This window comes from Pedococcus dokdonensis (assembly GCF_900104525.1).
Classification (GTDB): domain Bacteria; phylum Actinomycetota; class Actinomycetes; order Actinomycetales; family Dermatophilaceae; genus Pedococcus; species Pedococcus dokdonensis.
Map to the genome: position 1 here is coordinate 3,059,899 of NZ_LT629711.1, position 21,128 is coordinate 3,081,026.

The window sequence follows — 21,128 nt, forward strand, 5'->3', positions numbered from 1 at the left end:
TCTGAGCATGGCCCGTCCGCACGCCGCCTCCATCGTCGAGGACGCCTGGCACCGCCAGGTCGACTCCGTGCTGCGCGGCCGCGGTTGGCAGACCCGCATCGTGGCCCACACCGGATACGCCACCGAGGACTGGGCGCGGGTGCTGGGACGGGTGCTGCTGACCCGCCGGCCCCAGCGCGGCGAGCGGGCCGACGTGGGCGCCACCACCGCCGAGCTCCGCTCGGCCGAGGACGAGCGGCGTGGCTGGCGGGCCTTCATCACCGCGCCCGCGATGAACGTGCCCGTCACGATCACGCTCGGTGACAAGACCGTGCACACCCGCACCGACCGCAGCGGCTACATCGACACCAAGGTCCGCGGTCACCGGCTCGCCCCCGGCTGGCACGAGGCGCGGCTGACCTCGGTCGACGCCGAGGACAACACGGCGGCGGTGATGGTGGTCGGCGCCGACGAGACCTTCGGGCTGATCAGCGACATCGACGACACCGTCATCTCCACCTCGCTGCCGCGACCGATGATCGCCGCCTGGAACACCTTCGTGAAGAGCGAGAACGCCCGCCACGTCGTGCCGGGCATGGCCACCATGTACCGCGACTTGCTGGCCGAGCACCCCGGCGCCCCGATGGTCTACCTCTCCACCGGCGCCTGGAACACCGCGCCGACGCTGACCCGCTTCCTGCGCCGACACGGCTACCCACCCGGCCCGTTGCTGCTCACCGACTGGGGTCCGACCAACACCGGCTGGTTCCGGTCCGGCCAGGACCACAAGCGGGCCTGCCTGCACCGGCTCGCGAACGAGTTCCCCGGCATCCGCTGGGTGCTCGTCGGTGACGACGGCCAGCACGACCCGAAGATCTACGGCGACTTCGCCGAACAACGCCCGGGCACCGTCGCGGCCATCGCCATCCGCGAGCTGACGCCGAGCGAGCAGGTGCTGTCGCACGGCATCCCGGTGTCACTGGAGGAGTTCACGCCGGCCCGCGACCGGCACGAGAAGGAGGTGCCGGTGTGCCGTGCCGGCGACGGCTACGGCCTGGTGCGCCTCCTGCAGCTGGCCCTGGGGCAGCGGGCGCGGGAGTCCTGAGGTTCGTCGGTCTGATCGACCGACCCGCGGACCGACCCGCTGACTGACCCGCTGACTGACCCGCTGACCGACCCGCGGACCGACCCGCTGCCGGGTCAGTGACCGACCTGCTGGCCGGTCAGCGACCGGCGTGGTCGAGGTGCGGTGTCCCGGCGCACGGCGCGGGCTCCTTCGACCGCAGGCCCACCGCCGTCAGGGCTGCGCCGCCCACGAGCAGGCCGGCGCAGACGAGCATCGCGAGGCGGTAGGCGGGCGCAAGTGCATCGGGCGAGGCGTAGTCGGCGCCGCCCAGCCCGACCAGCGGGGGCAGGGCGGCGATGGCCAGCAGACCGGCCGTGCGGGACACCGCGTTGTTGACGCCGCTGGCGGTGCCCGCCAGCTCGTCGGGCGCGGCGGCCAGCACCGTGCCGGTCAGCGGGGCCACCGTCATCGACAGCCCGAGACCCAGCAGCGAGATGCCGGGCAGCACGTGGAGGACGAACGACGGGTCGCGCGGTGCCACCGCCAGGAGAACGAAACCCGTTGCGGCGACCAGGGTCCCGCCGATCATGAAGGGTCGGGCCGTCGACTTCGCGGCCAGGTTCCCGAACCGTCGGGCCAGGAACAGCATGATGATGCTCAACGGCAGGGTCGCGGCTCCGGCCTCCAGCGCCGACCACCCCGCCACGGTCTGCAGGAACAGCACCAGGAAGAGCAGGGCAGCCGACAGTCCGGCGTAGACGAGCAGCGTGACGAGGTTGATCGTCGTGAACACCCGGTTCGCGAAGAGCGACGGCGGCACCATCGGGGCCTTCGCGTGCGTCTCGGCCCACGCGAAGCCGCCGAGGGCGAGCACCCCCACGACGCCGACCACCACGGCCCGCGCGCTCACGCCGTCGGAGAGAGCCGTCAGCCCATAGGTCAGGGCGGCGAGCCCGACCACGGCGAGGGTGATGCCGACGACGTCGATGTGCTTGCTGGCCAACGGGTTCCGTGACTCGGGGACGAACTTCAGGGCGAGCGCGACCACGACTGCGGCAAGCGGCACGTTGAGCCAGAAGGCCCACCGCCAGTCCTGCTCGACGAGCCACCCACCGACCACCGGCCCGGAGGCCGACGCCACCCCGAGCAGCCCGGTCCAGGCGCCGATCGCGGCCATCCGGTCGTCGCGGTGGAAGGACGCCTGCAGGATCGCCAGGCTGCCCGGCACCAGGAGCGCCGCGCACAGTCCCTGGACGGCCCGGGCCGCGACCAGCACCTCCACCGTCGGCGACAGCGCGCACAGCACCGAGGCGACGCCGAAGCCGGCCACCCCCACGGCATACATCGCCCGTCGCCCGAACCGGTCGCCCAGGGAGCCGCCGAGCAGGATGAAGGCGGCCAGCGTCAGCGCGTAGGCGTTCACCACCCACTGCAGGCCGGCCAGGTCGGCGTCGAGGTCACGCCCGATCGTCGGCAGGGCGACGTTGACGATGGTGCCGTCGAGCAGCGCGATGCCACTGCCGAGGACGGTGGTGGCCAGGGCGAGCCGGCCGCTGTGCGACTTCAGGCGCAGCAGCTCGTGCGGCGCGGCCTCGGTCGTCGTGCCCCGCTCGTCCGTCATGCTGACCCGGTCGTCATGAGCCCATCGTCGCACTGCAGGCAAGACCCAGCCGGACGACGGGCCCGTCTGCCAGACTCGGTCGGGTGCCGGAGCTGCCCGAGGTCCAGGCGCTCGTCGACTTCCTCGCCGAGCGGACCGTCGGGCTGGCCGTGACGGGGGTCGAGCTCGGGTCGTTCTCGGTGCTGAAGACCTTCGACCCGCCGCCCCAGGCCCTCACCGGGGCGCCGGTCGACGGCGTCGCGCGGCACGGCAAGTTCATCGACATCGACTGCGACGGGGTGCACCTGGTGTTCCACCTGGCGCGGGCCGGGTGGCTGCGGTGGTCGGACGCCGTCCCCAACACCGTGCTGCGCCCGGGCAAGTCGCCGATCGCGTTGCGCACCCGGTTCTCCGACGGATCGGGCTTCGACCTCACCGAGGCCGGCACCAAGAAGCGCCTCGCCGCCTACCTCGTCCGCGACCCGCAGGACGTGCCCGGCATCGCCTCGCTGGGGCCCGACCCGCTGGCGCCCGAGTTCACCCGCGAGGCGTTCGGCGAGCTGCTGGCCGGTCGGCGTTCGCAGATCAAGGGGCTGTTGCGCGACCAGGGGTTCATCGCGGGCGTCGGCAACGCCTACTCCGACGAGATCCTGCACGTCGCCAAGATGTCGCCGTTCGCGATGGCCGCGAGCCTCGATGCTGATGCCGTCGACCGTCTGTATGCCGCCTTGCGCGACACGCTCGCCGCGGCGGTCGCGACCGCCTCGGGCAAGCCGGCCAAGGAGCTCAAGGACGCCAAGCGGGCGGGGATGCGGGTGCACGGCCGGACCGGTGAGACCTGCCCGGTCTGCGGCGACACCGTGCGCGAGGTGTCGTTCGCCGACTCCTCGCTGCAGTACTGCGCGACCTGCCAGACCGGTGGCAAGCCGCTCGCCGACCGCCGGATGTCCCGCCTCCTCAAGTGAGCGCCGGAGAGGATGCGGTCTTGGTTGTCTCGGTCGGGGTCGCGGGTCCACGCTCGCCCCTGCGCTGGGCAGCCGCTCCGGCGCCGACGACGAGGACGATGCCGAGAACCTTCATGACTGACGGATCCTGACCAAGGATGAGCAGACCCAGCAGAACCCCCATGGCCGGTTCGAGCGCCATGAGCGTGCCGAACGCGAGATGCGTCATGCGGCGAAGCGCGAGTAGTTCGAGGGCGTAGGGAAGCACCGGGAGAAGCATCGCGAGCCCACCCGCGGCGGCGATCACCGAGACGGTGATGTGCCCCGCAGCTTGTGGAATGCCGATGATGGCGGCCGTGACCGCAGCGACCGGGACGGTCAGGGACAGGCCGGTGAGGCCGGAAAACCGGTCTCCGAGGCGCTGGGTGAGCATCACGTACGACGCCCATCCCAGGGCGGCGAGGACGGCGAAGGCGAGACCCGTCAGGTCGACGCGAGCGTGCCACGGTTCCGTGAGCGGGACCACCCCGGCGAGTGCCAGGGCGGGCCAGGCCAGCGCGCGTCGTGAGTGGCTTCGGAGGGCGGCGACGGAGAGCGGGCCGAGGAACTCGATCGCGACGCAGGTGCCCAACGGCAGCCGCTCGATGGCAGCGAGGAAGGCAATGGTCTGCACCCCGGTGGTCACGCCCAGACCGAGCACCACCGGCAGGTCGGCTCGGCGCAGGGTCCGAAGGGACGGTCGGGCGACGGCGATGAAGATGACGGCGCCGATGGTGAGCCGCAACCACGCGGTTCCGGCCGGGCCGATGGTGTCGATGATGCCGAGGGACAGCGCGGATCCGAGTTGGACGGACAGCATGGCCGCCACTGCGAGGGTCCACGCAGGGACGGTCGGACCGGTCTTCACCCTGGTAGCCGCCCGTCACCGTACGTGGCCTTCACCTCGCTGACGGTGATGCGGTAGCCGTCGTACCAGCGGTGGACCTGTCCCTTGGCCTCGCGGTGACTGGGGAACTTGGCCAGGTGCGCGAGGGCCTTCTGGTCGGTGAAGTAGTAGATCGCGTTGACCAGACCTTGCTCAGGCTGGTGCCAGGTCTCGGTCCGCACGAAGCCAGGCAGACTGCGGGCATACTCGTCGATCATTCCGTCCAGGCGATGAAACTCGTCGTCGTACGAGCCGGGCTTGAAAACGAACTGCACGCAGATCACAGGTGCTCCGAAGGGTCGATCGGTCGAGGTGCGGCAGGTGGCGCCTCGGGGGCGCGGTGGCTCGTCACGTGGACGGCTCGTCGCCGTGCGTCGTCGACCCGACTCCCGGCTCGAACACAGCCAGCGAGAACCGCGCCTCGGAAGTGGTGTCGTTCGCGTATGCGTGGTCGACATCGCCGGGGAAGGACGCGGCGTCGCCCTCGGTCAACGTGTAGGTCTGGTCGCCGACGACCAGGGTGACGGTGCCCGTCCGGACCTGCAGAAGCTCCTTGGTCCCTGCGACGTGCGCTTCGCTGTCGTGACGATCCCCAGCGGCCAGGGACCAGTCCCACAACTCGACGACATCAGGCGGCTCCGTCCCTGCGACAAGCAGCCCGCGGCCGCCGTGCTCGCCGGACCACAGGGCGGCTGCCCTGCCTGCCCGCGTCACCGCGACGGGGCGAGGCGTCGGTGGGACGACCAGGGTGGGAAGGCCGATACCCAGCGCGTCACTGATGCGCAGCAGGGTTCCGACACTCGGGTTCGCGGCACCCTGCTCGACGTTGACCACCGCACGTCGACTTACTCCCGCGGCCTCGGCCATCTGGTCCAAGGTCCAGCCTCGGCCCTGTCGTTCTTGCCGGACCCGCGCCCCGATGGCCGCGGCCAGAGCCGCCATATCCGCATCCATGAGTGCAGCATAGTGCACCTTTAGTGCATTCGGCGCGTCTACAACGAGTCGGGGACGAGGACCGTGGCGGAGTCGAGGAAGGTCTCGGCGGTCTCCTCGTCGTGGAACCACCGCAGGTAGAGCCCCGTCGTCACCCGCTCCACGAAGGCCCACTGCCGCACCCGATCGACGTCGGTGCCGGTCGCGTCGGCAGCCCGCACGCAGAGCGCGTCGTGCCGGGCCACGGCGGTGGCGTGGTCGCGGCAGGCCAGCACCGCGCGGCTGAAGTCGCGCACCGTGACCCCCACGTCGTACTCCGGCTCACACCGGAACCCATCGGGGTCGACCAGCTTGTAGCGCGGGATCCCCTTGGCCTGCAACGCATTCCCCGGGTGCGGGTCGCCGTGGCAGAGCACGTCACGACCGGGGTCGCGGCTGGCGGAGAGGTGGCGGGCCAGCTCGTGGGCCCGGTCGAGGGCGGCACCCCAACGGTCGTCGTCGTCACCCTGGCGGAACCGGCGGACGATCTCCGCGAGCTGGGCGGCCTTGTCGTCCCCGCGTGCGACCTCCGGCGCCAGCGCGACCGGCAGCTCCCAGGCCAGCCGCAGCGCGGCCGTGAGGTGGTCGACCTGGGCGGCCGGAGCCAGCCCGGACGACGCGAGGCTCGACCCGAGCCGCTCGAGCAGGACGGCGCCGCGGCCGGGGTCCGAGGCCAGCACCGCGGCATACCCACGCCCGTGCGCCGCCTCGAGGGTGGCGACCTGCGCCGCGAAGGCCGGCCCGGGGCGCTCGATCTTGAGGACGGCGGGCGCCCCCTCGGCGAGGACCGCGACGACCGGCACCCCGAGCCCTTCGCTGTAGACCTCGCCGAGGGTGAGCGACCAGCGCTCGACGAGGTCGGCGAGCAGGTCGGCCAGGCCGTCGAGCACCGGTGCCAGGGCAGGGTGGTCCCCCACCGCGGCACGGGCGGTGTCCACCACCCGCGCCACCTGCTCGTCCAGCGGGTCTCGGCCTGCCATGGCGACACTGTGCCGTGCGGTGGCCGTCCTGCCCACTGGATATCGGTTCGGGGTCGGCACCCGGCGGGTGGTTTCATGGAGTCATGAGCATCCCCCAGGTCCCGGTCACCGACGTCCACGACCAGGCCGTCGTGCTCGACGTGCGCGAGCAGGACGAGTGGGACGCCGGGCACGCGCCCGGAGCCGTGCACATCCCCCTCGCCGAGCTGCCGTCGCGCCTCGACGAGCTGCCCGACACCGATGCAGCGGCCCTGGCCGTGGTCTGCCGCAGCGGGGGCCGGTCGTCGCGGGCGGTGGCCTGGCTGTCCCAGCAGGGCTTCGACGTCACCAACCTCGCCGGCGGCATGCGCGCCTGGCAGGGGGCGGGCAAGCCGCTCGTCGCCGACGCAGGCGCCGGCAGCGCCACGGTCAAGTAGGGCGCGCGATGGCGTGGTTCGGCCGGCGCCGCGACGACGGCGACGTCGCCGCGGAGCCGCAGGTCCCGGAGCGCACCCTGCCGGATGCCGGCGACAGCCTCGACCCCAACGCCTCGCTGCGCCCGATCGTCGAGCCCTTGGGTGACGAGGAGCGCGCGCGGATCAGGGCCGCCCTCGAGTCCTTGACCGAGGACGGCGTCGACGTCGACGACCTCGCCTCCCTGGGTGCCGGCCTCGACCGGGCGTATGCGGCGTGGTCCAGCGCGCCCGAGGACGACCGACCCGACCACGGCGCGATCGTGGAGCGCTACGCGATCGGCATCGGCACCTACATCGACCAGCACACCGACCTCGACTGGCAGGTGGTCACCGACGTGTTCGGGACCGACCTGTCGCTGACCGAGGGCTTCAAGGGGTCGTTCGTGGTGGTGCCGCACAACCTGGTCGCCGGGCGGTGGATGCGCGGCGAGACCGGGTGGATCCCCGCCGTGGTGGGCCACATCGTCAAGCGCCGCACCCGCCGCTAGGCCCCTCTACTCGAATCTAGCGCGCTCGCTAGACTCAGGAACCTTTGCTAGCAAAGGAAACCGAGTGACGGACAGGGTGCAACCTGTCCTCCATCGCGGAACCTTTGCTAGCAAAGGTTCCTGCACGGGGCGGGGGCGACACGATCGGCGTGTATCGCCGCCTCTCGGACCAGCGCTAGAAACCCCCATACGCTGCCATCGTGGACCCGATACGCAACCCGTACGCCCCCGGCGCCGGCCAGCGCCCGCCCGAGCTGGCCGGTCGTGACGAGCAGCTGCACGCGTTCGACGTCGTGCTGGAGCGGATCGCCCGAGGACGGCCCGAGCGCTCGGTCGTCCTGACCGGGCTGCGTGGGGTCGGCAAGACCGTGCTGCTCAACGCGCTGCGTTCGGCGGCCGTGCGAGCCCACTGGGGCACCGGCAAGCTCGAGGCCCGTCCCGAGCAGCGGCTGCGCAGGCCGCTCTCGGCCGCCCTGCACGTCGCGGTCCGCGAGCTCGGCCACCCGGCCGGTGATGAGGTCGACCACGTGCTCGGCGTGATCAAGGCGTTCGCGCAGCGCGACACCGAGCCCGGAGCGAAGCTGCGCGAGCGCTGGAACCCGGGCATCGACGCGCCCGCCGTCGTGGGGCGCGCCGACTCGGGCGACATCGAGATCGACCTCGTCGAGCTGCTCACCGACGTGGGTGGCCTGGCCGCCGACGTGGGACGCGGCGTGGCCGTGTTCATCGACGAGATGCAGGACCTCGCGCCCGAGGACGTGTCCGCGATCTGCGCCGCGTGCCACGAGATCTCCCAGTCGGGGCTGCCCGTCATCGTGGTCGGCGCCGGGCTGCCGCACCTTCCGGCCGTCCTCTCGGCGTCGAAGTCCTACTCCGAGAGGCTGTTCCGCTACCAACGCATCGACCGGCTCGACCGCGCCGCGGCCGACCTCGCCCTCGTGGCGCCGGCCGGCGACGAGGACGCCGCCTTCGAGCCGGAGGCCCTGGAGGCGTTGTATGCCGCGACGGCCGGCTACCCGTACTTCGTCCAGGCCTACGGCAAGGTCGCGTGGGACGTCGCTCCACGGTCACCGATCACCGCGCAGGACGTGGCCGTCTCGGCGCCTGAGGCCGAGGCCGAGCTGGCGGTCGGCTTCTTCGGGTCGCGGTTCGAGCGGGCGACCCCGGCCGAGCGCGAGTACCTGCGCGCGATGGCCGACGCCGCGTCGTCCCTGGCCGAGGCCGGTGAAGAGGTCGACGAGACCGAGTCGGTGCCCACGTCGGCGGTCGCGCAGGTGCTCGACCGCAAGCCCCAATCCCTCTCTCCCGCCAGGGATGCGCTCCTGAAGAAGGGGCTGATCTACTCAGGCGAGCGCGGTCGGATCGCCTTCACCGTCCCCCACTTCGGCCGCTACCTGCGCACCCAGTCCTGACCGTCGTCCATCCGGTCCGGCCGGGGCTAGCGGCTGGACTAGCGGCTGGACTAGCGGCTGGGCTCCGCGAGCTGCCGGCGGACCACGCGGCGTCGGAGCGTGGGCGACGCGTGGACCTCGAAGCCCGCCTCCAGGAAGACCTGCAGCAGCCCCACCGATGCCTCGTCCCAGATCACCGTCTTGCCCGGCGCCGGTTCGGTCGGGTAGCCCTCCAGGACCTTCGCGCCGACCTGCTGGCCGTACTCGACGGTCGCGGCCGCCAGCTCGTACATCAAGCCGGCCTGGCGAAACCCCTTGCGGACCACGAAGCAGGTCACCGACCAGACGCCGGGCAGCTCGGGGTCCATCCGCATCCACGGCTGCTTGCGGCTCCACAGCCGGGGGTAGTTCTCCCGCGGCTCGACCGCGACCCAGCCCGCAGCCTCACCGTCGACATAGCCGACCAGCCCGGACGTCGGCCCTGCGGTGCCACAGGCGGTCTGCTCGACCAGCGCGGCGTCGCGCTGCTCCTGGGTGGTGTCGCGCCAGATCCAGCCGGGCACCTTGTAGGCCTGGCACCGGCACTTGCGCGCACCACCGGTGTCGAACACCGCCTCGACGTCCTCGGGCGCAGCCTCGTTGGCCGGCCGCCAGCTGAACTCGGGCATCCGATCCCCTCTCACCCCGCGGGACGGTCGTCCCCGTCGTCAGGCTCCCATGCCCCGGGCTGCCGCCGCCGCACCACGCCAGGTCGTCAGCGCCCCGATAGCGTGCTGGACATGCCGATCACACTCGAGAACGTCGCCATCGCCGTCCGTGACCTCGACGCCACCATCGCGTTCTTCACCGACCTGGGGCTGACCGTCCTCGGTCGCGACGAGGTGAGCGGGGAGTGGACCGACACTGCGGTCGGGCTGGACGGCAACCACGCCAAAATCGCGATGCTCCAGACCCCGGACGGGAACGGACGCCTCGAGCTGTTCGAGTACCTCCACCCCGACGCCATCGAGACCGAGCCGACCCTGCCGAACGAGATCGGCATGCACCGGGTGGCCTTCCAGGTCGACGACCTCGACGAGTCCCTGGCCATCGCGGCGCGGCACGGCTGCCTCCCGCTGCGTGGCGTCGGCACCTACGAGGACATCTACCGGCTGACCTACCTGCGCGGTCCGAGCGGCATCATCGTGATGCTCGCCGAGGACCTGCGGAGGTCCTGACCCCTCAGTCGCCGAGGAACCGGCCGCCCGGTCTGCCCGAGGCAGCGGCCGGGGCCTGCCCTTTCCATGCGCCTGCCTGTCCTTTCCGGACGTAACGCACGAACGCGGCATACCACCGCGAAGCGGCACAGGGTCGAAGATCAGGCACCCCCGCCGAGGGGGCGGGGATCGGGGGCGTCCGAGATGCCCATCTGCAGAAGGGGATTCATGATGAAGAAGCTTGCGTATGCCGCGTTGCTGGGGGCCGTCGTGGCCACCTCGGCGCTGACTGCCGCGCCAGCCCAGGCGGCAGCCCGCGACGGCATCTGCCAGTCGGGGGAGTTCTGCCTCTACTACAACAGCGACAACGCGGGGTCGATCTCGGACTTCACCACGTCGATCAGCGACTACGGCGCCAGCCAGCCGGAGTGCTACGAGTTCAAGGGCGCCGGCGCGGGCCAGGGGCAGTGCGTCAAGAACAACGCCGCGTCGGTGTGGAACCGCACCAGCGGCTCGGTGACGGTCTTCTACAACAGCGGCTACTCGGGTGACAGCCAGACCTTCGCCTCCGGCGCCAAGACCAACCTCAACGCCACGCTCAAGAACGACAACGCCGGACACCGGTTCGGCGGAGGGACCTCGACCAACGTCGACATGTCCGACGCGCTCTACGTCGGCGGCGGCGGCCGGCTCACCACCGGCTTCGACGGCTACGAGACGACACCCGGGCGGCACGAGGGCATCGACTTCGCCAAGGCCAGCGGCGCGAGCGTGAAGGCGCTGCTCGGTGGCACCGTGACCAACGTCGTCGAGGGCGGCAGCAGCCTGTCGACCATCGCGGTCTACAACGCCACCTTCGACAAGACGATCATCTACCTGCACACCAACCCCAACGACAGCGTCGACATCGGCGACTCGATCAGCAAGGGCCAGCAGATCGCGACCGAGGCCTCCCGTGGTGCGAGCGCGACGCACACCCACGTCGAGATGCGACTGGGCCGCAAGACCCTGGCGGCCAAGAGCGTCGACGACCCGGTGCTCGACAACCCGAACCCGAACCCCTTCTGGCAGGCCCGCGGCTACAACGTCCGCTGACCGCCACCGCTGCGGTCCGGGTCGGCACCCACGACCCGGACCGCAGCGGACGATCGGATCCCGACGCCGGTCCTGAGCCTGCTTCCACGACGTCCGCGCTCTGTGGCATGGTCGGATCCATGGGTCGGATCGCAGTGCACGAGTTCATCTCCCTCGATGGGGTCTTCGAGGACCCGAGCTGGACCTTCCAGTTCGGGTTCGACCCGGCCATGGGTGAGACGTTGGCCGGCATCACCGGTGGCGCGTCGGCGATCCTGCTGGGGCGCAGGACCTTCGAGATGTTCGCGCCCGCGTGGCGCGACCGCACCGTCGAGGACGATCCCGGAGCCCCGTTCTTCAACGACACCACCAAGCACGTCGTGGGGGAGCAGGAGCCCTCCGAGGAGTGGGGCCCGCTGGCGCGGCTCGGTGGCTACGACCCGGCGCGGATCCAGGCGCTCAAGGACGAGACGGAGGGGACGATCTACGTCTCGGGCAGCGGCCAGCTGGTCCGCGGCCTGCTCGCCGACGGCCTGGTGGACGAGCTCCACCTCTTCGTCTACCCGATCGCGCTGGGCTCGGGGCAGCGGCTCTTCGCCGACGGTGCCGGGCCCACCACGCTCGCCCTGCTCGCCAGCGACGTCTACGCCAACGGTGTGCTGCACCTCTCCTACGGTCCGGCGGAGCGCCAGGCGTGAGCACCGGCGGCGCCCCGGCCGGTGACCGCCGCATCGACCTCGGCCACGGGCTCGAGGTCAGCCGGCTGGGGTTCGGCGGGATGGCGATCACGCACGTCTACGGCGCGACCGACCCGGCCGAGGGCCTGCGCACCCTCCACCACGCGGTCGACGCCGGCGTCACCTTCATCGACACCGCCGACGTCTACGGCGAGCCCCGCGAGGGCGTCGCCGGCCCGGCCGGCACCAACGAGGAGCTCGTGGGGCAGCTGCTGCGCGACCGACGCGACGAGGTGCAGCTGGCGACCAAGTTCGGCATCACCGGCGTCCCCAACCAGGGCCCGACGGCGACCCCGGTCCGGGGCGACGCGCCCTACGTCCGCAGTGCAGCCGAGGCCTCGCTGCGCCGGCTCGGCACCGACGTCATCGACCTCTACTACCTGCACCGCCGCGACGTCAGCGTGCCGATCGAGGAGACCGTCGGCGCGATGGCCGAGCTGGTCGAGGCCGGCAAGGTCCGCCACCTCGGGCTCTCGGAGGTGACCGCAGGTGAGCTGCGGGCCGCAGCCGCCGTGCACCCGATCACCGCCGTGCAGAGCGAGTGGAGCATCTGGTCGCGCGACGTCGAGGCGCAGGTCGTGCCGGCGGCGGTCGAGGTGGGCGCCGGGTTCGTGCCCTACTCGCCGCTGGGCCGTGGCTTCCTCACCGGGGCGATGACCCGGGAGGCGGTGGCCGGGTCGATGCTCAAGGGGCACCCCCGGTTCGACGAGGGCTTCGACGCCAACCAACGGGTCGTCGAGGTCGTCTCTGCCGTCGCGGCCGAGGTCGGCGCGACCCCGGCGCAGGTCGCGCTGGCCTGGCTGTATGCCCAGGGCGAGCGCCTCGGCCTGCCCGTGGTCCCGATCCCGGGCACCCGCCGCGCCGAGCGCGTCGACGAGAACCTGGGCGCACTCGACGTGCGGCTCGGGGCCGACCACCTGAGCCGGCTCGACGAGGCCGCGGCGCTCGTGCAGGGCGACCGCAACCTCAGCAAGGACCCGGCCTGGATCTCCTCCGGCCGAGAGTGATCAGCAGCCCCCCAGTCCTTCCCGCCCAGCCGAGGAGCACCCATGGTCCAGCACGTCGCCGCGCACCTCGTCGGAGCAGCGCCGCAGGGAGTCGTCGACGACCTGTTCCACCTCCCGATGCCCCCGGCCGAGAAGCTGATCCGCACCGTCGCCGTCTACCTCGGGATCCTCATCGTGATCCGGGTCGCGGGCAAACGCCTGATGGCGCAGATGAACTCGCAGGACCTCGTGGTCGTGCTGCTGCTGTCCAACGTCGTCCAGAACGCCATCATCGGCGAGGACAACTCCCTCATCGGCGGCCTGATCGGCGCCGCCGTGCTCGTCGTCGTCAACGCCGGGCTCGACCACGTGGCGCTGCGCAACTCGCGCGTCGCCTGGCTGCTCGACGGCCGTCCGACCGAGGTGGTCAAGGACGGCCTGCTCGACCACCGGGCGCTGATGCACCTCGGCATGACCCCGGAGGAGCTCGACAACGCGATCCGGTCGCAGGGCGCCGACTCGGTGAGCGAGGTGCAGCGGGTCGCGCTGGAGCCCGGGGGCTCGATCACCGTGGAGCTCAAGCCGGAGGCCCGCGACGCCACCATCGGCGACCTGCGCCGAGCCGTGGATGCCCTCACCGCCCGCCTCGACGCCCAGGGCGGCGCCACCCCGCGCTAGTGCGGTGTCACTGCCCCTCGGGTATGCCGTGCAGCCGGCGGTGCAGCTCCCGCACCTCCTGCTCGAGCTCGGGAGCGGGCCCGTCGACCGGCAGTCCCGGAGCGACGTCACCGATGGACAGGGCGTTCACCGGCCCGGCCGGCACGCCCCACCCGCGAAGCCAGCCGACGAGCTGCTCGGTCGACACGGCATACACGATGCGGCCGAGGCCGACCCACGCGTGCGCCGCGGAGCACATCGCGCAGTGCTCACCCGAGGTGTAGACGGTGCACGCGCCCCGCTCGTCGGGCGCGAGGTTGAGCGCGGCCCACTTGGCCGCGTCGAACTCGGGGTGGCGCGTCTGGTCGCCGTCCTGCACCCGGTTTCGGTCGGCGAACCGCACCTCGCCCGAGCCGTCGACCAGCACCGAGCCGAACGGCTCGTCGCCGGCCTCGAGCCCTTCCCGGGCCAGCTCGACGCAGCGTCGCAGGTGGGTGAGGTCGGTCGCGCTGAGGCTCATCGCCTCATCCAACACGAGTCGTGTGCCTGAGCGGAGGCCATGGCCCGCGCTCAGGCACACGACTTCAACGCTGGGCGGCCTCGAGGTCGAGGAGGTAGCGCTTCGCGGCCAGCCCGCCGGCATATCCGGTCAGGGCACCACTGGAGGCCACGACGCGGTGGCAGGGGAGCACGACGCACAACGGGTTCGCCCCGAGGGCGGCGCCCACGGCCCGCGCCGCCGTGGGCCGGTCGACCCGGGCGGCGAGCTCGCCGTAGGTGGCCCGGTCTCCGTAGCCGACGGTGGCTGCCAGCTGCGGCAGGACGGTGCGCTGGAAGTCGGACGCCAGGGCGAGGTCGGTGCGCAGCGTGAACGCGCGGATCCGCCCCGCGAGGAAGTCCTCCAGCTCGGCGCGGGCCTCGTCGAGCTCACGCGGCTGGCGCAGCACCCGGGGTGAGACCCGCTCGCTCAGTCGTGACAGGACATGGTCCTCGTCCTCGGACGTCGCGACGAACGAGGATGCGACGAGTGCTCCGGCGTCGTTGCGGGCCAACAGCATCCGCCCGATCACGGTGTCCTCGACGACATAGGAGACGTCGCTCGGCAGCAGGGTCGGCGGGTGCGGCGGTGGGTCGGGGGTGAAGGCCGCGAGGCGGGTGGCCGGGTCGGTCATGGCAGGTCCTTCCGCAGGGTCGCGAGCGCGTCGCTCACGAGCCGCCGGCTCATCGCGGGCGAGGTGCCCAGCGCGGCGGCGATGGTGGGGTGGTCGAGGTCGGCGACGTACTTGAGGACGACCGCCTCGCGCTGTCGTGGTGGCAGCGCCGCGACCGAGGACCAGAGCGGCCCGTCGGGGAGCGTGGCATCTGCAGCCGGGGCAGCCGGCCCACTGGTGAGTGCGGCCGGGTCGTCGTGGGGCACCGCTCGGCGGGCCCGTCCGCGGTGCACGTCCATGGCGCACCGGTGCGTGATCGTGAGCAGCCAGCCCCGCAGGTTCGTGCTCGAGCGCAGCGACGGGTAGGCCGCGAGCGCCTGGGTCCACGCCTGCTGGGCCACGTCGTCACCGTCGACCGGCCCGGCGAGGGCGTGGGCGAGGCGCGCGACGTCGCGCCAGTGGGCGTCGACCAGGGTCTGGAAGGCAGGCAGTCTCACACCCATGGAACGCCGCACCTCCCCGTCGTGTGAGCCGCCGTCCGGCGCTGCCATCGTGCCGCATCGTGGCTCCCCACGACCCGCGCGCCGGTGGAGTCGCCGGTCGTCGCCCTCGCGGGGTTCTCGACGCTGTCGAGGTCAGTGGGTAGTCTCCCGACCGAACTCGTATACATCGGACATGGACGGGCGCATGGCAACAGCACCGCTGGGAGAACGCTCCCCAGGCCCCGAGTCGCCCGCGGGCGGTCGGGTGCGGGACGCCTCGCGCACGCTCCGCGTCCCGTGGCGGGCGACCTCCGTCGCGCTGGTCCGCAAGGCGCTGGTCGACGACCTCGACAGCCGGGAGATCTCGGCCGCCGTGATCGACGAGGCCGAGATCGTGGTCTCCGAGCTGGTCTCCAACTCGATCCGGCACGCCCGTCCGCTGGGTGACGGCAACCTGCGGGTGCACTGGAAGGTCAAGGCCGGGGTCGTCGAGGTCGAGGTGACCGACGGCGGCAGCGAGACCACCCCGCGCCCCGCCCCGCGCACCATCTGGGCCGCGTCCGGTCGCGGTCTGCGGATCGTCCGCAGCCTGGCCCACGAGTGGGGGGTCACCGAGGACCGGACCGGCTCCACGGTCTGGGCCTCGCTCGGCGGCCCGTCGCGTCGCCGCAGCCACTGAGCGGACTCCAGACCCCTGGGCCGAGGCAATAGGGTTGTCGCCATGGGTAAGGCTTCACGGCGCCGCAAGGGCGCAGACTCCGGCTCCGTCAGCGCTCGCGTCGCGCCCGCACCGTTCGTCGCGCGGCCGTTCGAGGGTCTCCCGGGCGAGACCGACTGGGTGGCGATGCGCGAGATCCTGCCGTCGGCCACGGCGACCGTCACCTTCGCGAAGGGTCAGGCCCCCGAGGGCGCGCCGGCCGAGGTGACCATCGCGACCGTCCTCCCGATGGCGTGGCCGGGCCTGCACCGGGCCGACGGCACCGTCTTCGTCGGCACGCAGTCGGGCTCGGTCTCGGGTGACGCGTCGCGTGACCTCGCGACGTCGCTGCTGGCGGCCGCGTCCGCGGAGCAGGGCACGCCGATCACCGGCACGCCGGCCTCCACCGCCGACACGCCCCGGCTCCAGGACCTGCTCGACACCACCGCGCCGTTCGAGGTGGCGGTGCACGACGGGTTCGAGTTCTGGGTCGGTGAGAGCGAGCTCGACGAGGAGGCGCAGGCCTCGCTCGAGCGCGCCAACGAGTCCGTCATCCCCACGGTGAAGATGGCCGCCACCGACTCGGCCTACTGGTGCCGGATCGGCGACCGCACCCACATCCGCCTGGTGCTGCCGCAGGACGAGGACGTCGCGACCGACGCGCTGGCCCGCCTCCACTCGGCCGGCGACAGCGGGCTCGGTGACCAGACCCGGCTGCTCGGCGCCTTCCGCGCGTGCGGGCTGCTCGTGCCGGTCTGGGACCTCGACCCCGAGCGGACCGCCGACGACTACGAGGGCGCCCTGGGTGAGTTCATGACCCGGTATGCCGCGGCGTCGGCTGCCGACGCGCCGCTCACCGCGGACGAGCGTCGAGCCCGGTCCGGGCTCCTCAGCCGCCAGGTGACCCTGCGCTGACCGCGCAGCTCCGATGAACCCAGTGACGGTCGCCGCGGTGATCCCGGCCAAGGACGAGGCCGAGCGGATCGCCGCCACGGTCCGGGCCGTGCGCGGCATACCGGGGGTCGACCTGGTCGTCGTCGTCGACGACGGGAGCAGTGACGCCACCGCCGAGATCGCCCGCGAGGCGGGCGCCGAGGTGGTGCGGCACGCCCGCAACCTCGGCAAGGCGGCGGCGATGACGACCGGCGCCGGCTACGTCGCGCGCCGCGAGGGCGTCGAGGGACGGGTCGGTGGCTCTGCGGACCGGCGCCCGCTGTTGTTCGTCGACGGGGACCTCGAGGCCACCGCCGCCAACCTGGGGGTGCTGGTGCCGCCCGTGCTGGAGGGTCGCGCCGACATGACGATCGCGACGCTGCCGCCACAGAAGACCGCCGGAGGCGGCCACGGGTTCGTGGTCCGGCTGGCACGCAAGGGGATCGAGGACCTCACCGGGTTCGTCGCCCAGCAGCCGTTGTCGGGGATGCGGTGCATCTCCCGGGCCGCGTTCGATGCGGCCAGCCCGCTCGCGCGGGGGTGGGGCGTCGAGGTCGGGCTGACCGTCGACGTGCTGCTGGCCGGTCTCGTGGTCGAGGAGGTGCCCTGCGAGCTGCACCACCGCGTCAGCGGGTCCGACTGGCGCGGCCAGGTGCACCGGGCCAAGCAGTACCGGGACGTCGCCCTCGCCCTGGCCCGCCGCCGGGCCCGTCGCGGGCTGCGCTGACCGACCGACATGGCCACGGGGGTGCGGGAGAGGGCCGCGACGACCGCGCTGGTGGTGTCGTTCGGGCTGCTCCTGCTCGTCGGGGTCGCGGGTGAGAGCGCCGCGAAACCCGGTCTCGGGCCGCGCGGCTGGGCGCCGGGTGAGCTCGCCTGGACCCCCGGTCCGGCCCTGGTCACCGGTCTGCTCTGGGTCGCGTACGGCCTGGGCGCGCTGGCGGTCTGGCTGCGCCTGCGCGGTGAACCCTCGGTGGTCGCAACGGTCGGGATGTTGGGGTCGGTGGCGCAGCGGGCCCGCCGTCGCCTCGCCGGGCCGAGCTGGACGGTGCCGCTGGCGCTCGGGGTGCTCGCGCTCCTGACCGGACCGTTCGGCTCCGCCGACCACACGAACTACGCGGCGTACGGCCGGATCTCGGCCCTCGGCGGCGATCCCTACCTCACCCCGCCGAGCGGGTGGTCACCCGCCGACCCGGTTGTCTCGGCGGTCGAACCCCCGTGGACCGACACGGTGAGCGTCTACGGTCCGTTCGCGACGCTGCTGCAGACCCTGACGTCCCTCGTCGGCGGCCCGAACGTCCGCCAGACCGTCTGGTGCTGGCAGGCCATCGTGGTGCTGGCCTGGCTCGGCGTGCGCTGGCTGCTGCTGCGCAGCGGCGCCCCGGCCCGCAGGGTCGACACCCTCTGGACGCTCAACCCGCTCGTCTTCGGCGTCGGGGTGCTCGGCGCCCACGTCGACCTCGTCGCCGCGGCGCTGGCAGTGGCCGCGCTCGTGCTGGCGGCGCGGAGTCCCCTGGCGTCGGGCGTGCTGACCGGGCTGGCGGTCTCCTGCAAGATCACCTATGGCGTGGTGGCGCTGGCGGTGCTGCTCGGCTGGTGGGCGCACGAACGCCGGTCGTTCGGCCGGCACGCGCTGTCCTTCGGGCTCGCTGCCCTGGTGGTGGTCGTCCCGCTGCACGTCTGGGCCGGACCGCACGTCTTCGACCAGCTCGACCGGGCGCGTCGGTCGATCTCCCTCGCGACGCCGTGGCGGCTGCTCTACGAGGCACTCACGGGTCCGATGTCCTCCGGCACGGCGCGCTCGCTGGTCACCTGGCTGGCCGTCGTCGTGGCGCTGGTGCTGGTCGTCGTGCTCGCCCGCGTCACCCGGGGCCTGGCCCCCGAGACCGCGACCGGCACCTCGGCGCGCTGGGCCCTGGTGCTCGGAGCCGCCTACACGCTCGCGGCCCCCTACTCGCTGCCGTGGTACGACCTGCTCACCTGGGCGCTCCTGCCGGTGCTGGCCGCCAGCGTCCTCGACACGGTCCTCGTCGTGCGCCTCGCGACGATGGCGGTCGCCTACGTGCCGGGCCGGGTGGTGGGCATGACCCCGACCGTCGAGCGGGTCTCGCTGTGGGTGCGGCGCACCCCGGTGCCGTATGCCGGCCTGCTGGTGTGGGGGTGGCTCATCCTCGCCGCGACGCGCGGGTCGTCGCGGTCGCGCGAGCCTCGTCCTCCAGCACCCTGACGCTCACCGCGATGATCAGCGGCACTGCGATGATCGCGCCGTTCGCCGGGATCGCGACCCCCGAGTCGTTGATGGCGAAGCCGATGGTGAGGGTGACCAGGAGGGCGATCAGCCCGGGCCGCAGGGTCGGGCAGGCCTCGTAGGAGCGCTGCAGCGAGCGTGACCCCCACGACGTCGGGCGGGCCAGGATGTAGATCACGAAGACGAGGGCGATCGGCACCAGCAACGACAGCCGGTAGTTGCCGAACAGGATGTCGAGGTTCTGCTGCAGCTTGCGCACGATGATGTCGCCCGCCCCGCCCTCGAAGATCGACCGGAAGAACCGGCCGAGGTGCGACTGGTTCTCCTTGCCGCGCAACGAGTCGAGGAAGCCGACGAGGAGGAAGAGGCCGACCGTGGCCGCCGCGAGGATCGCTCCCCGCTTCCAGGACATCCGGATGCCGAGGATGGCCAGCACGAGGTAGGCCAGCCCGGGCAGCAGGGCCGGGGGGCCACCGCCGTCGGCGCCCCACCCCGGGTAGCCGTCGACGACCACGGCGGCGAGCCCGATGACCAGCGCGGTGACGGCGGCAACCCTCGGCCGCCCGTGCTTGACGAAGTAGCTCGACACCGCGATGCACAGCAGCAGCGCCGCCGTCGCGAAGAGCGCGAAGGTCACGTTGCCCATGCCGTAGAACCGGCCTCCGACGACGGGTTGCAGCCCCATCAGCGAGGAGATCTGCAGGTGCGAGCCGAGCATCACGTCGCCACCCAGGACGAGCAGCGTGGCCAGGGCCACCACGACCAGCGGACCGGTCAGCCGCCGGCTCCACGGGCCCAGGAGGGCGATCGCCGAGATGATCGCCACGAACAGCCCGACGCTGAACACCACGGCGACCATCGGCACCGGGAACCGCCACCACGGGATCAGGTTGGCCAGGAACGTCGACGCGGGGATGGTGGCCGCGACGACCGCCACCCGCCTGGTGATCCGCAGCAGCCGCAGCCGCAGGTCGGTGGACCCGAAGTCACGGCGCCAGACCACGGCGGTGAAGAGGTAGATCGCGATCTGGGCGTAGACGACCCCGTTGAAGAACGGCGGCACCAACGGGTGCACCTCGTGGCTCGCCTCGTCGAAGTCGAGCAGCTGGCGGAGCCGGTCCTCGGCGGCCGGCTCGGAGTTGCTGCCCTCCTCGCCGCGTCGCAGGGCCGTCCCGCCGAGCGCGTCGGGCACCGGCACCCCGGCCGCGGTCAGCAGGGTCACGGTGAGGTCGGCGGACTGGACCAGTCCGTCCTGCCTGGTCGAGGGTGAGTACAACGTGCCCGACCCGAACCGCGGGCCCTTGGCTGCGACCAGCCGCAGGCGCTCGCTGCTGCCCGCGTCGGACATGCTGGCGACCAGGAGGTCCGACCCGCTGGGCGCGGCGGTCAGCACCTCACCGATGCGCCGGTCGATCGCCGCCGCCTGCTCCGCCCGGCTGGGAGGCCGGGTGGCCGCCTCCGTCGGGGGCAGGTCCTGCGGGTCGCGCAGCGACCCGACGTCGACCATCGTCACCCGGCACCCGGTGAGCAGGCCGGTGAGCGCGGAGCTGTCGTAGGCGGCATACCGGGGCACGGCGCCGGAGGTGTAGGCGGCGCCGAGGCCGGCCCCGGGGCCCACCGCCTGCACGCACTGCTTGTTGCTCGCGAGCTGCTCGCCCAGCGTGCCCGGCCTGGCCCCGAACTTGAGCGCGTTGGCGGCCCGGACGTAGCCGTCCCAGCCGGGCACGAAGCCGCTCTCGACCACCGGGATCGGGGGGCACGCGTCGGTCGTCTTGCGCGCGCCGTTCTTGCCCGGGCCCGGCGCCGCGGCACGGTCACCCGCCGAGAGGCTGAGCCAGCCGTCGACCGGGCAGGTGTTGGTGAAGACCGAGCGCACCGAGACGGCGGCGGTCGAACCGTCGCGCAGGAAGGTCCACAGCGACGGGGTGTCCCGGGCGTTGACGTCGCTCCAGGTCAGCCCGCCGGTGCCGATCAGGATGATCGGGTTCGGCTCGGCCGCCCGCGGCGCGGCGGTCACGCTGGCACTGGCACCCGCGCTCGCACTGGCCCCGGGCAGGACCGCCGCCAGCACGGTGACGACGAGGGCCGCGAGCAGGCCGACGAGGGCGGTCAGGGCGCGGCGGGTCACCCCTACAGGCTACGGGGCGGCGAGCACGACAGAATGCAG

At 72.6% G+C, this 21,128-nt stretch carries 24 protein-coding genes; 14 read left to right on the top strand and 10 right to left on the bottom strand.

What is annotated here, in order from left to right:
• The first annotated feature begins 7 nt into the window (after positions 1 to 7).
• Positions 8 to 1,084, top strand: coding sequence for an App1 family protein (locus tag BLQ34_RS14400; RefSeq protein WP_091786888.1), 1,077 nt, complete (start codon positions 8 to 10; stop codon positions 1,082 to 1,084).
• Positions 1,085 to 1,202: 118 nt separating this feature from the next.
• Here BLQ34_RS14400 and BLQ34_RS14405 read toward each other — a convergent pair whose 3' ends face one another.
• Positions 1,203 to 2,666, bottom strand: a complete 1,464-nt coding sequence (locus tag BLQ34_RS14405) for an MFS transporter (protein WP_091786890.1) — start codon at positions 2,664 to 2,666, stop codon at positions 1,203 to 1,205.
• Between the two features lie 83 nt (positions 2,667 to 2,749).
• Between BLQ34_RS14405 and BLQ34_RS14410 the strand changes: the two genes are divergently transcribed.
• Positions 2,750 to 3,610, top strand: coding sequence for an Fpg/Nei family DNA glycosylase (locus tag BLQ34_RS14410; RefSeq protein ID WP_091786894.1), 861 nt, complete (start codon positions 2,750 to 2,752; stop codon positions 3,608 to 3,610).
• Here the strand turns inward: BLQ34_RS14410 and BLQ34_RS14415 are convergent.
• The 4 genes from BLQ34_RS14415 to BLQ34_RS14430 all read right to left on the bottom strand — a co-directional run bounded on the left by BLQ34_RS14415 (position 3,603) and on the right by BLQ34_RS14430 (position 6,466).
• Entirely contained in the window at positions 3,603 to 4,448 is an 846-nt protein-coding gene (locus BLQ34_RS14415; protein ID WP_091790030.1) for an EamA family transporter, read from the bottom strand. The genes BLQ34_RS14410 and BLQ34_RS14415 overlap by 8 nt on opposite strands.
• A 44-nt stretch (positions 4,449 to 4,492) precedes the next feature.
• The gene (locus BLQ34_RS14420; RefSeq protein WP_197674711.1) at positions 4,493 to 4,789 is read right to left on the bottom strand and encodes a hypothetical protein; all 297 of its coding nucleotides are present in this window, start codon (positions 4,787 to 4,789) and stop codon (positions 4,493 to 4,495) included.
• A 73-nt stretch (positions 4,790 to 4,862) separates the two neighbouring features.
• Positions 4,863 to 5,468 (bottom strand): helix-turn-helix domain-containing protein, encoded by a 606-nt coding sequence (locus BLQ34_RS14425; protein ID WP_091786897.1) that lies wholly within the window; start codon positions 5,466 to 5,468, stop codon positions 4,863 to 4,865.
• Positions 5,469 to 5,506: 38 nt separating this feature from the next.
• Positions 5,507 to 6,466, bottom strand: coding sequence for an aminoglycoside phosphotransferase family protein (locus tag BLQ34_RS14430; protein ID WP_091786900.1), 960 nt, complete (start codon positions 6,464 to 6,466; stop codon positions 5,507 to 5,509).
• A gap of 83 nt (positions 6,467 to 6,549) precedes the next feature.
• On the opposite strand from BLQ34_RS14430, the gene BLQ34_RS14435 reads away from it, so the two are divergent.
• The 3 genes from BLQ34_RS14435 (at position 6,550) to BLQ34_RS14445 (ending at position 8,821) form a co-directional block, all read left to right on the top strand.
• Entirely contained in the window at positions 6,550 to 6,882 is a 333-nt protein-coding gene (locus BLQ34_RS14435) for a rhodanese-like domain-containing protein (RefSeq protein WP_091786903.1), read from the top strand.
• An 8-nt stretch (positions 6,883 to 6,890) separates the two neighbouring features.
• Positions 6,891 to 7,409: a hypothetical protein gene (locus tag BLQ34_RS14440; RefSeq protein WP_091786906.1), complete on the top strand. Its 519-nt coding sequence runs from the start codon at positions 6,891 to 6,893 to the stop codon at positions 7,407 to 7,409.
• Positions 7,410 to 7,609: 200 nt separating this feature from the next.
• Positions 7,610 to 8,821, top strand: a complete 1,212-nt coding sequence (locus tag BLQ34_RS14445) for an ATP-binding protein (protein WP_091786908.1) — start codon at positions 7,610 to 7,612, stop codon at positions 8,819 to 8,821.
• Positions 8,822 to 8,871: 50 nt separating this feature from the next.
• Here BLQ34_RS14445 and BLQ34_RS14450 read toward each other — a convergent pair whose 3' ends face one another.
• Positions 8,872 to 9,468, bottom strand: coding sequence for a GNAT family N-acetyltransferase (locus tag BLQ34_RS14450; protein ID WP_091786911.1), 597 nt, complete (start codon positions 9,466 to 9,468; stop codon positions 8,872 to 8,874).
• 111 nt (positions 9,469 to 9,579) lie between these two features.
• Here BLQ34_RS14450 and BLQ34_RS14455 point away from each other — a divergent pair, with 111 nt between their 5' ends.
• The 5 genes from BLQ34_RS14455 to BLQ34_RS14475 all read left to right on the top strand — a co-directional run bounded on the left by BLQ34_RS14455 (position 9,580) and on the right by BLQ34_RS14475 (position 13,471).
• Positions 9,580 to 10,017, top strand: a complete 438-nt coding sequence (locus BLQ34_RS14455; RefSeq protein WP_091786932.1) for a VOC family protein — start codon at positions 9,580 to 9,582, stop codon at positions 10,015 to 10,017.
• Between the two features lie 207 nt (positions 10,018 to 10,224).
• Complete coding sequence (locus BLQ34_RS14460) at positions 10,225 to 11,091, top strand: peptidase inhibitor family I36 protein (RefSeq protein WP_231961232.1); 867 nt, start codon at positions 10,225 to 10,227, stop codon at positions 11,089 to 11,091.
• Positions 11,092 to 11,210: 119 nt separating this feature from the next.
• A complete protein-coding gene (locus BLQ34_RS14465; RefSeq protein ID WP_091790032.1) occupies positions 11,211 to 11,768 on the top strand; it encodes a dihydrofolate reductase family protein in 558 nt (185 codons plus the stop codon).
• A complete protein-coding gene (locus tag BLQ34_RS14470; protein ID WP_269457298.1) occupies positions 11,765 to 12,814 on the top strand; it encodes an aldo/keto reductase in 1,050 nt (349 codons plus the stop codon). The genes BLQ34_RS14465 and BLQ34_RS14470 overlap by 4 nt, the downstream gene beginning before the upstream one ends.
• 42 nt (positions 12,815 to 12,856) lie before the next feature.
• Positions 12,857 to 13,471: a DUF421 domain-containing protein gene (locus BLQ34_RS14475; protein WP_091786938.1), complete on the top strand. Its 615-nt coding sequence runs from the start codon at positions 12,857 to 12,859 to the stop codon at positions 13,469 to 13,471.
• Between the two features lie 7 nt (positions 13,472 to 13,478).
• Here the strand turns inward: BLQ34_RS14475 and BLQ34_RS14480 are convergent, their stop codons facing one another.
• The 3 genes from BLQ34_RS14480 to BLQ34_RS14490 form a co-directional block, all read right to left on the bottom strand.
• The gene (locus tag BLQ34_RS14480) at positions 13,479 to 13,970 is read right to left on the bottom strand and encodes a nucleoside deaminase (protein WP_091786940.1); all 492 of its coding nucleotides are present in this window, start codon (positions 13,968 to 13,970) and stop codon (positions 13,479 to 13,481) included.
• A gap of 64 nt (positions 13,971 to 14,034) precedes the next feature.
• A complete protein-coding gene (locus BLQ34_RS14485; RefSeq protein WP_091786943.1) occupies positions 14,035 to 14,622 on the bottom strand; it encodes a methylated-DNA--[protein]-cysteine S-methyltransferase in 588 nt (195 codons plus the stop codon).
• On the bottom strand, positions 14,619 to 15,104 hold the full coding sequence (locus BLQ34_RS14490) for an RNA polymerase sigma factor (protein WP_091786946.1): 486 nt from the start codon (positions 15,102 to 15,104) through the stop codon (positions 14,619 to 14,621). Before BLQ34_RS14490 ends, BLQ34_RS14485 begins: the two co-directional genes overlap by 4 nt.
• A gap of 184 nt (positions 15,105 to 15,288) precedes the next feature.
• On the opposite strand from BLQ34_RS14490, the gene BLQ34_RS14495 reads away from it, so the two are divergent.
• From BLQ34_RS14495 to BLQ34_RS14510, 4 genes are read left to right on the top strand one after another with little or no spacing between them, the layout of a single operon-like run.
• Positions 15,289 to 15,762: an ATP-binding protein gene (locus BLQ34_RS14495; RefSeq protein WP_091786949.1), complete on the top strand. Its 474-nt coding sequence runs from the start codon at positions 15,289 to 15,291 to the stop codon at positions 15,760 to 15,762.
• A gap of 42 nt (positions 15,763 to 15,804) precedes the next feature.
• Entirely contained in the window at positions 15,805 to 16,695 is an 891-nt protein-coding gene (locus tag BLQ34_RS14500) for a DUF5926 family protein (protein WP_091786951.1), read from the top strand.
• A 13-nt stretch (positions 16,696 to 16,708) separates the two neighbouring features.
• The gene (locus tag BLQ34_RS14505) at positions 16,709 to 17,440 is read left to right on the top strand and encodes a glycosyltransferase (RefSeq protein WP_091786954.1); all 732 of its coding nucleotides are present in this window, start codon (positions 16,709 to 16,711) and stop codon (positions 17,438 to 17,440) included.
• 9 nt (positions 17,441 to 17,449) lie between these two features.
• Positions 17,450 to 18,940 carry a glycosyltransferase 87 family protein gene (locus BLQ34_RS14510; protein ID WP_091786957.1) on the top strand — a complete coding sequence of 497 codons (1,491 nt, stop codon included), beginning with the start codon at positions 17,450 to 17,452 and terminating at the stop codon, positions 18,938 to 18,940.
• Here the strand turns inward: BLQ34_RS14510 and BLQ34_RS14515 are convergent.
• On the bottom strand, positions 18,879 to 21,089 hold the full coding sequence (locus tag BLQ34_RS14515; RefSeq protein ID WP_231961234.1) for a hypothetical protein: 2,211 nt from the start codon (positions 21,087 to 21,089) through the stop codon (positions 18,879 to 18,881). The two genes, BLQ34_RS14510 and BLQ34_RS14515, sit on opposite strands and share 62 nt — an antisense overlap.
• Positions 21,090 to 21,128: the final 39 nt, after the last annotated feature.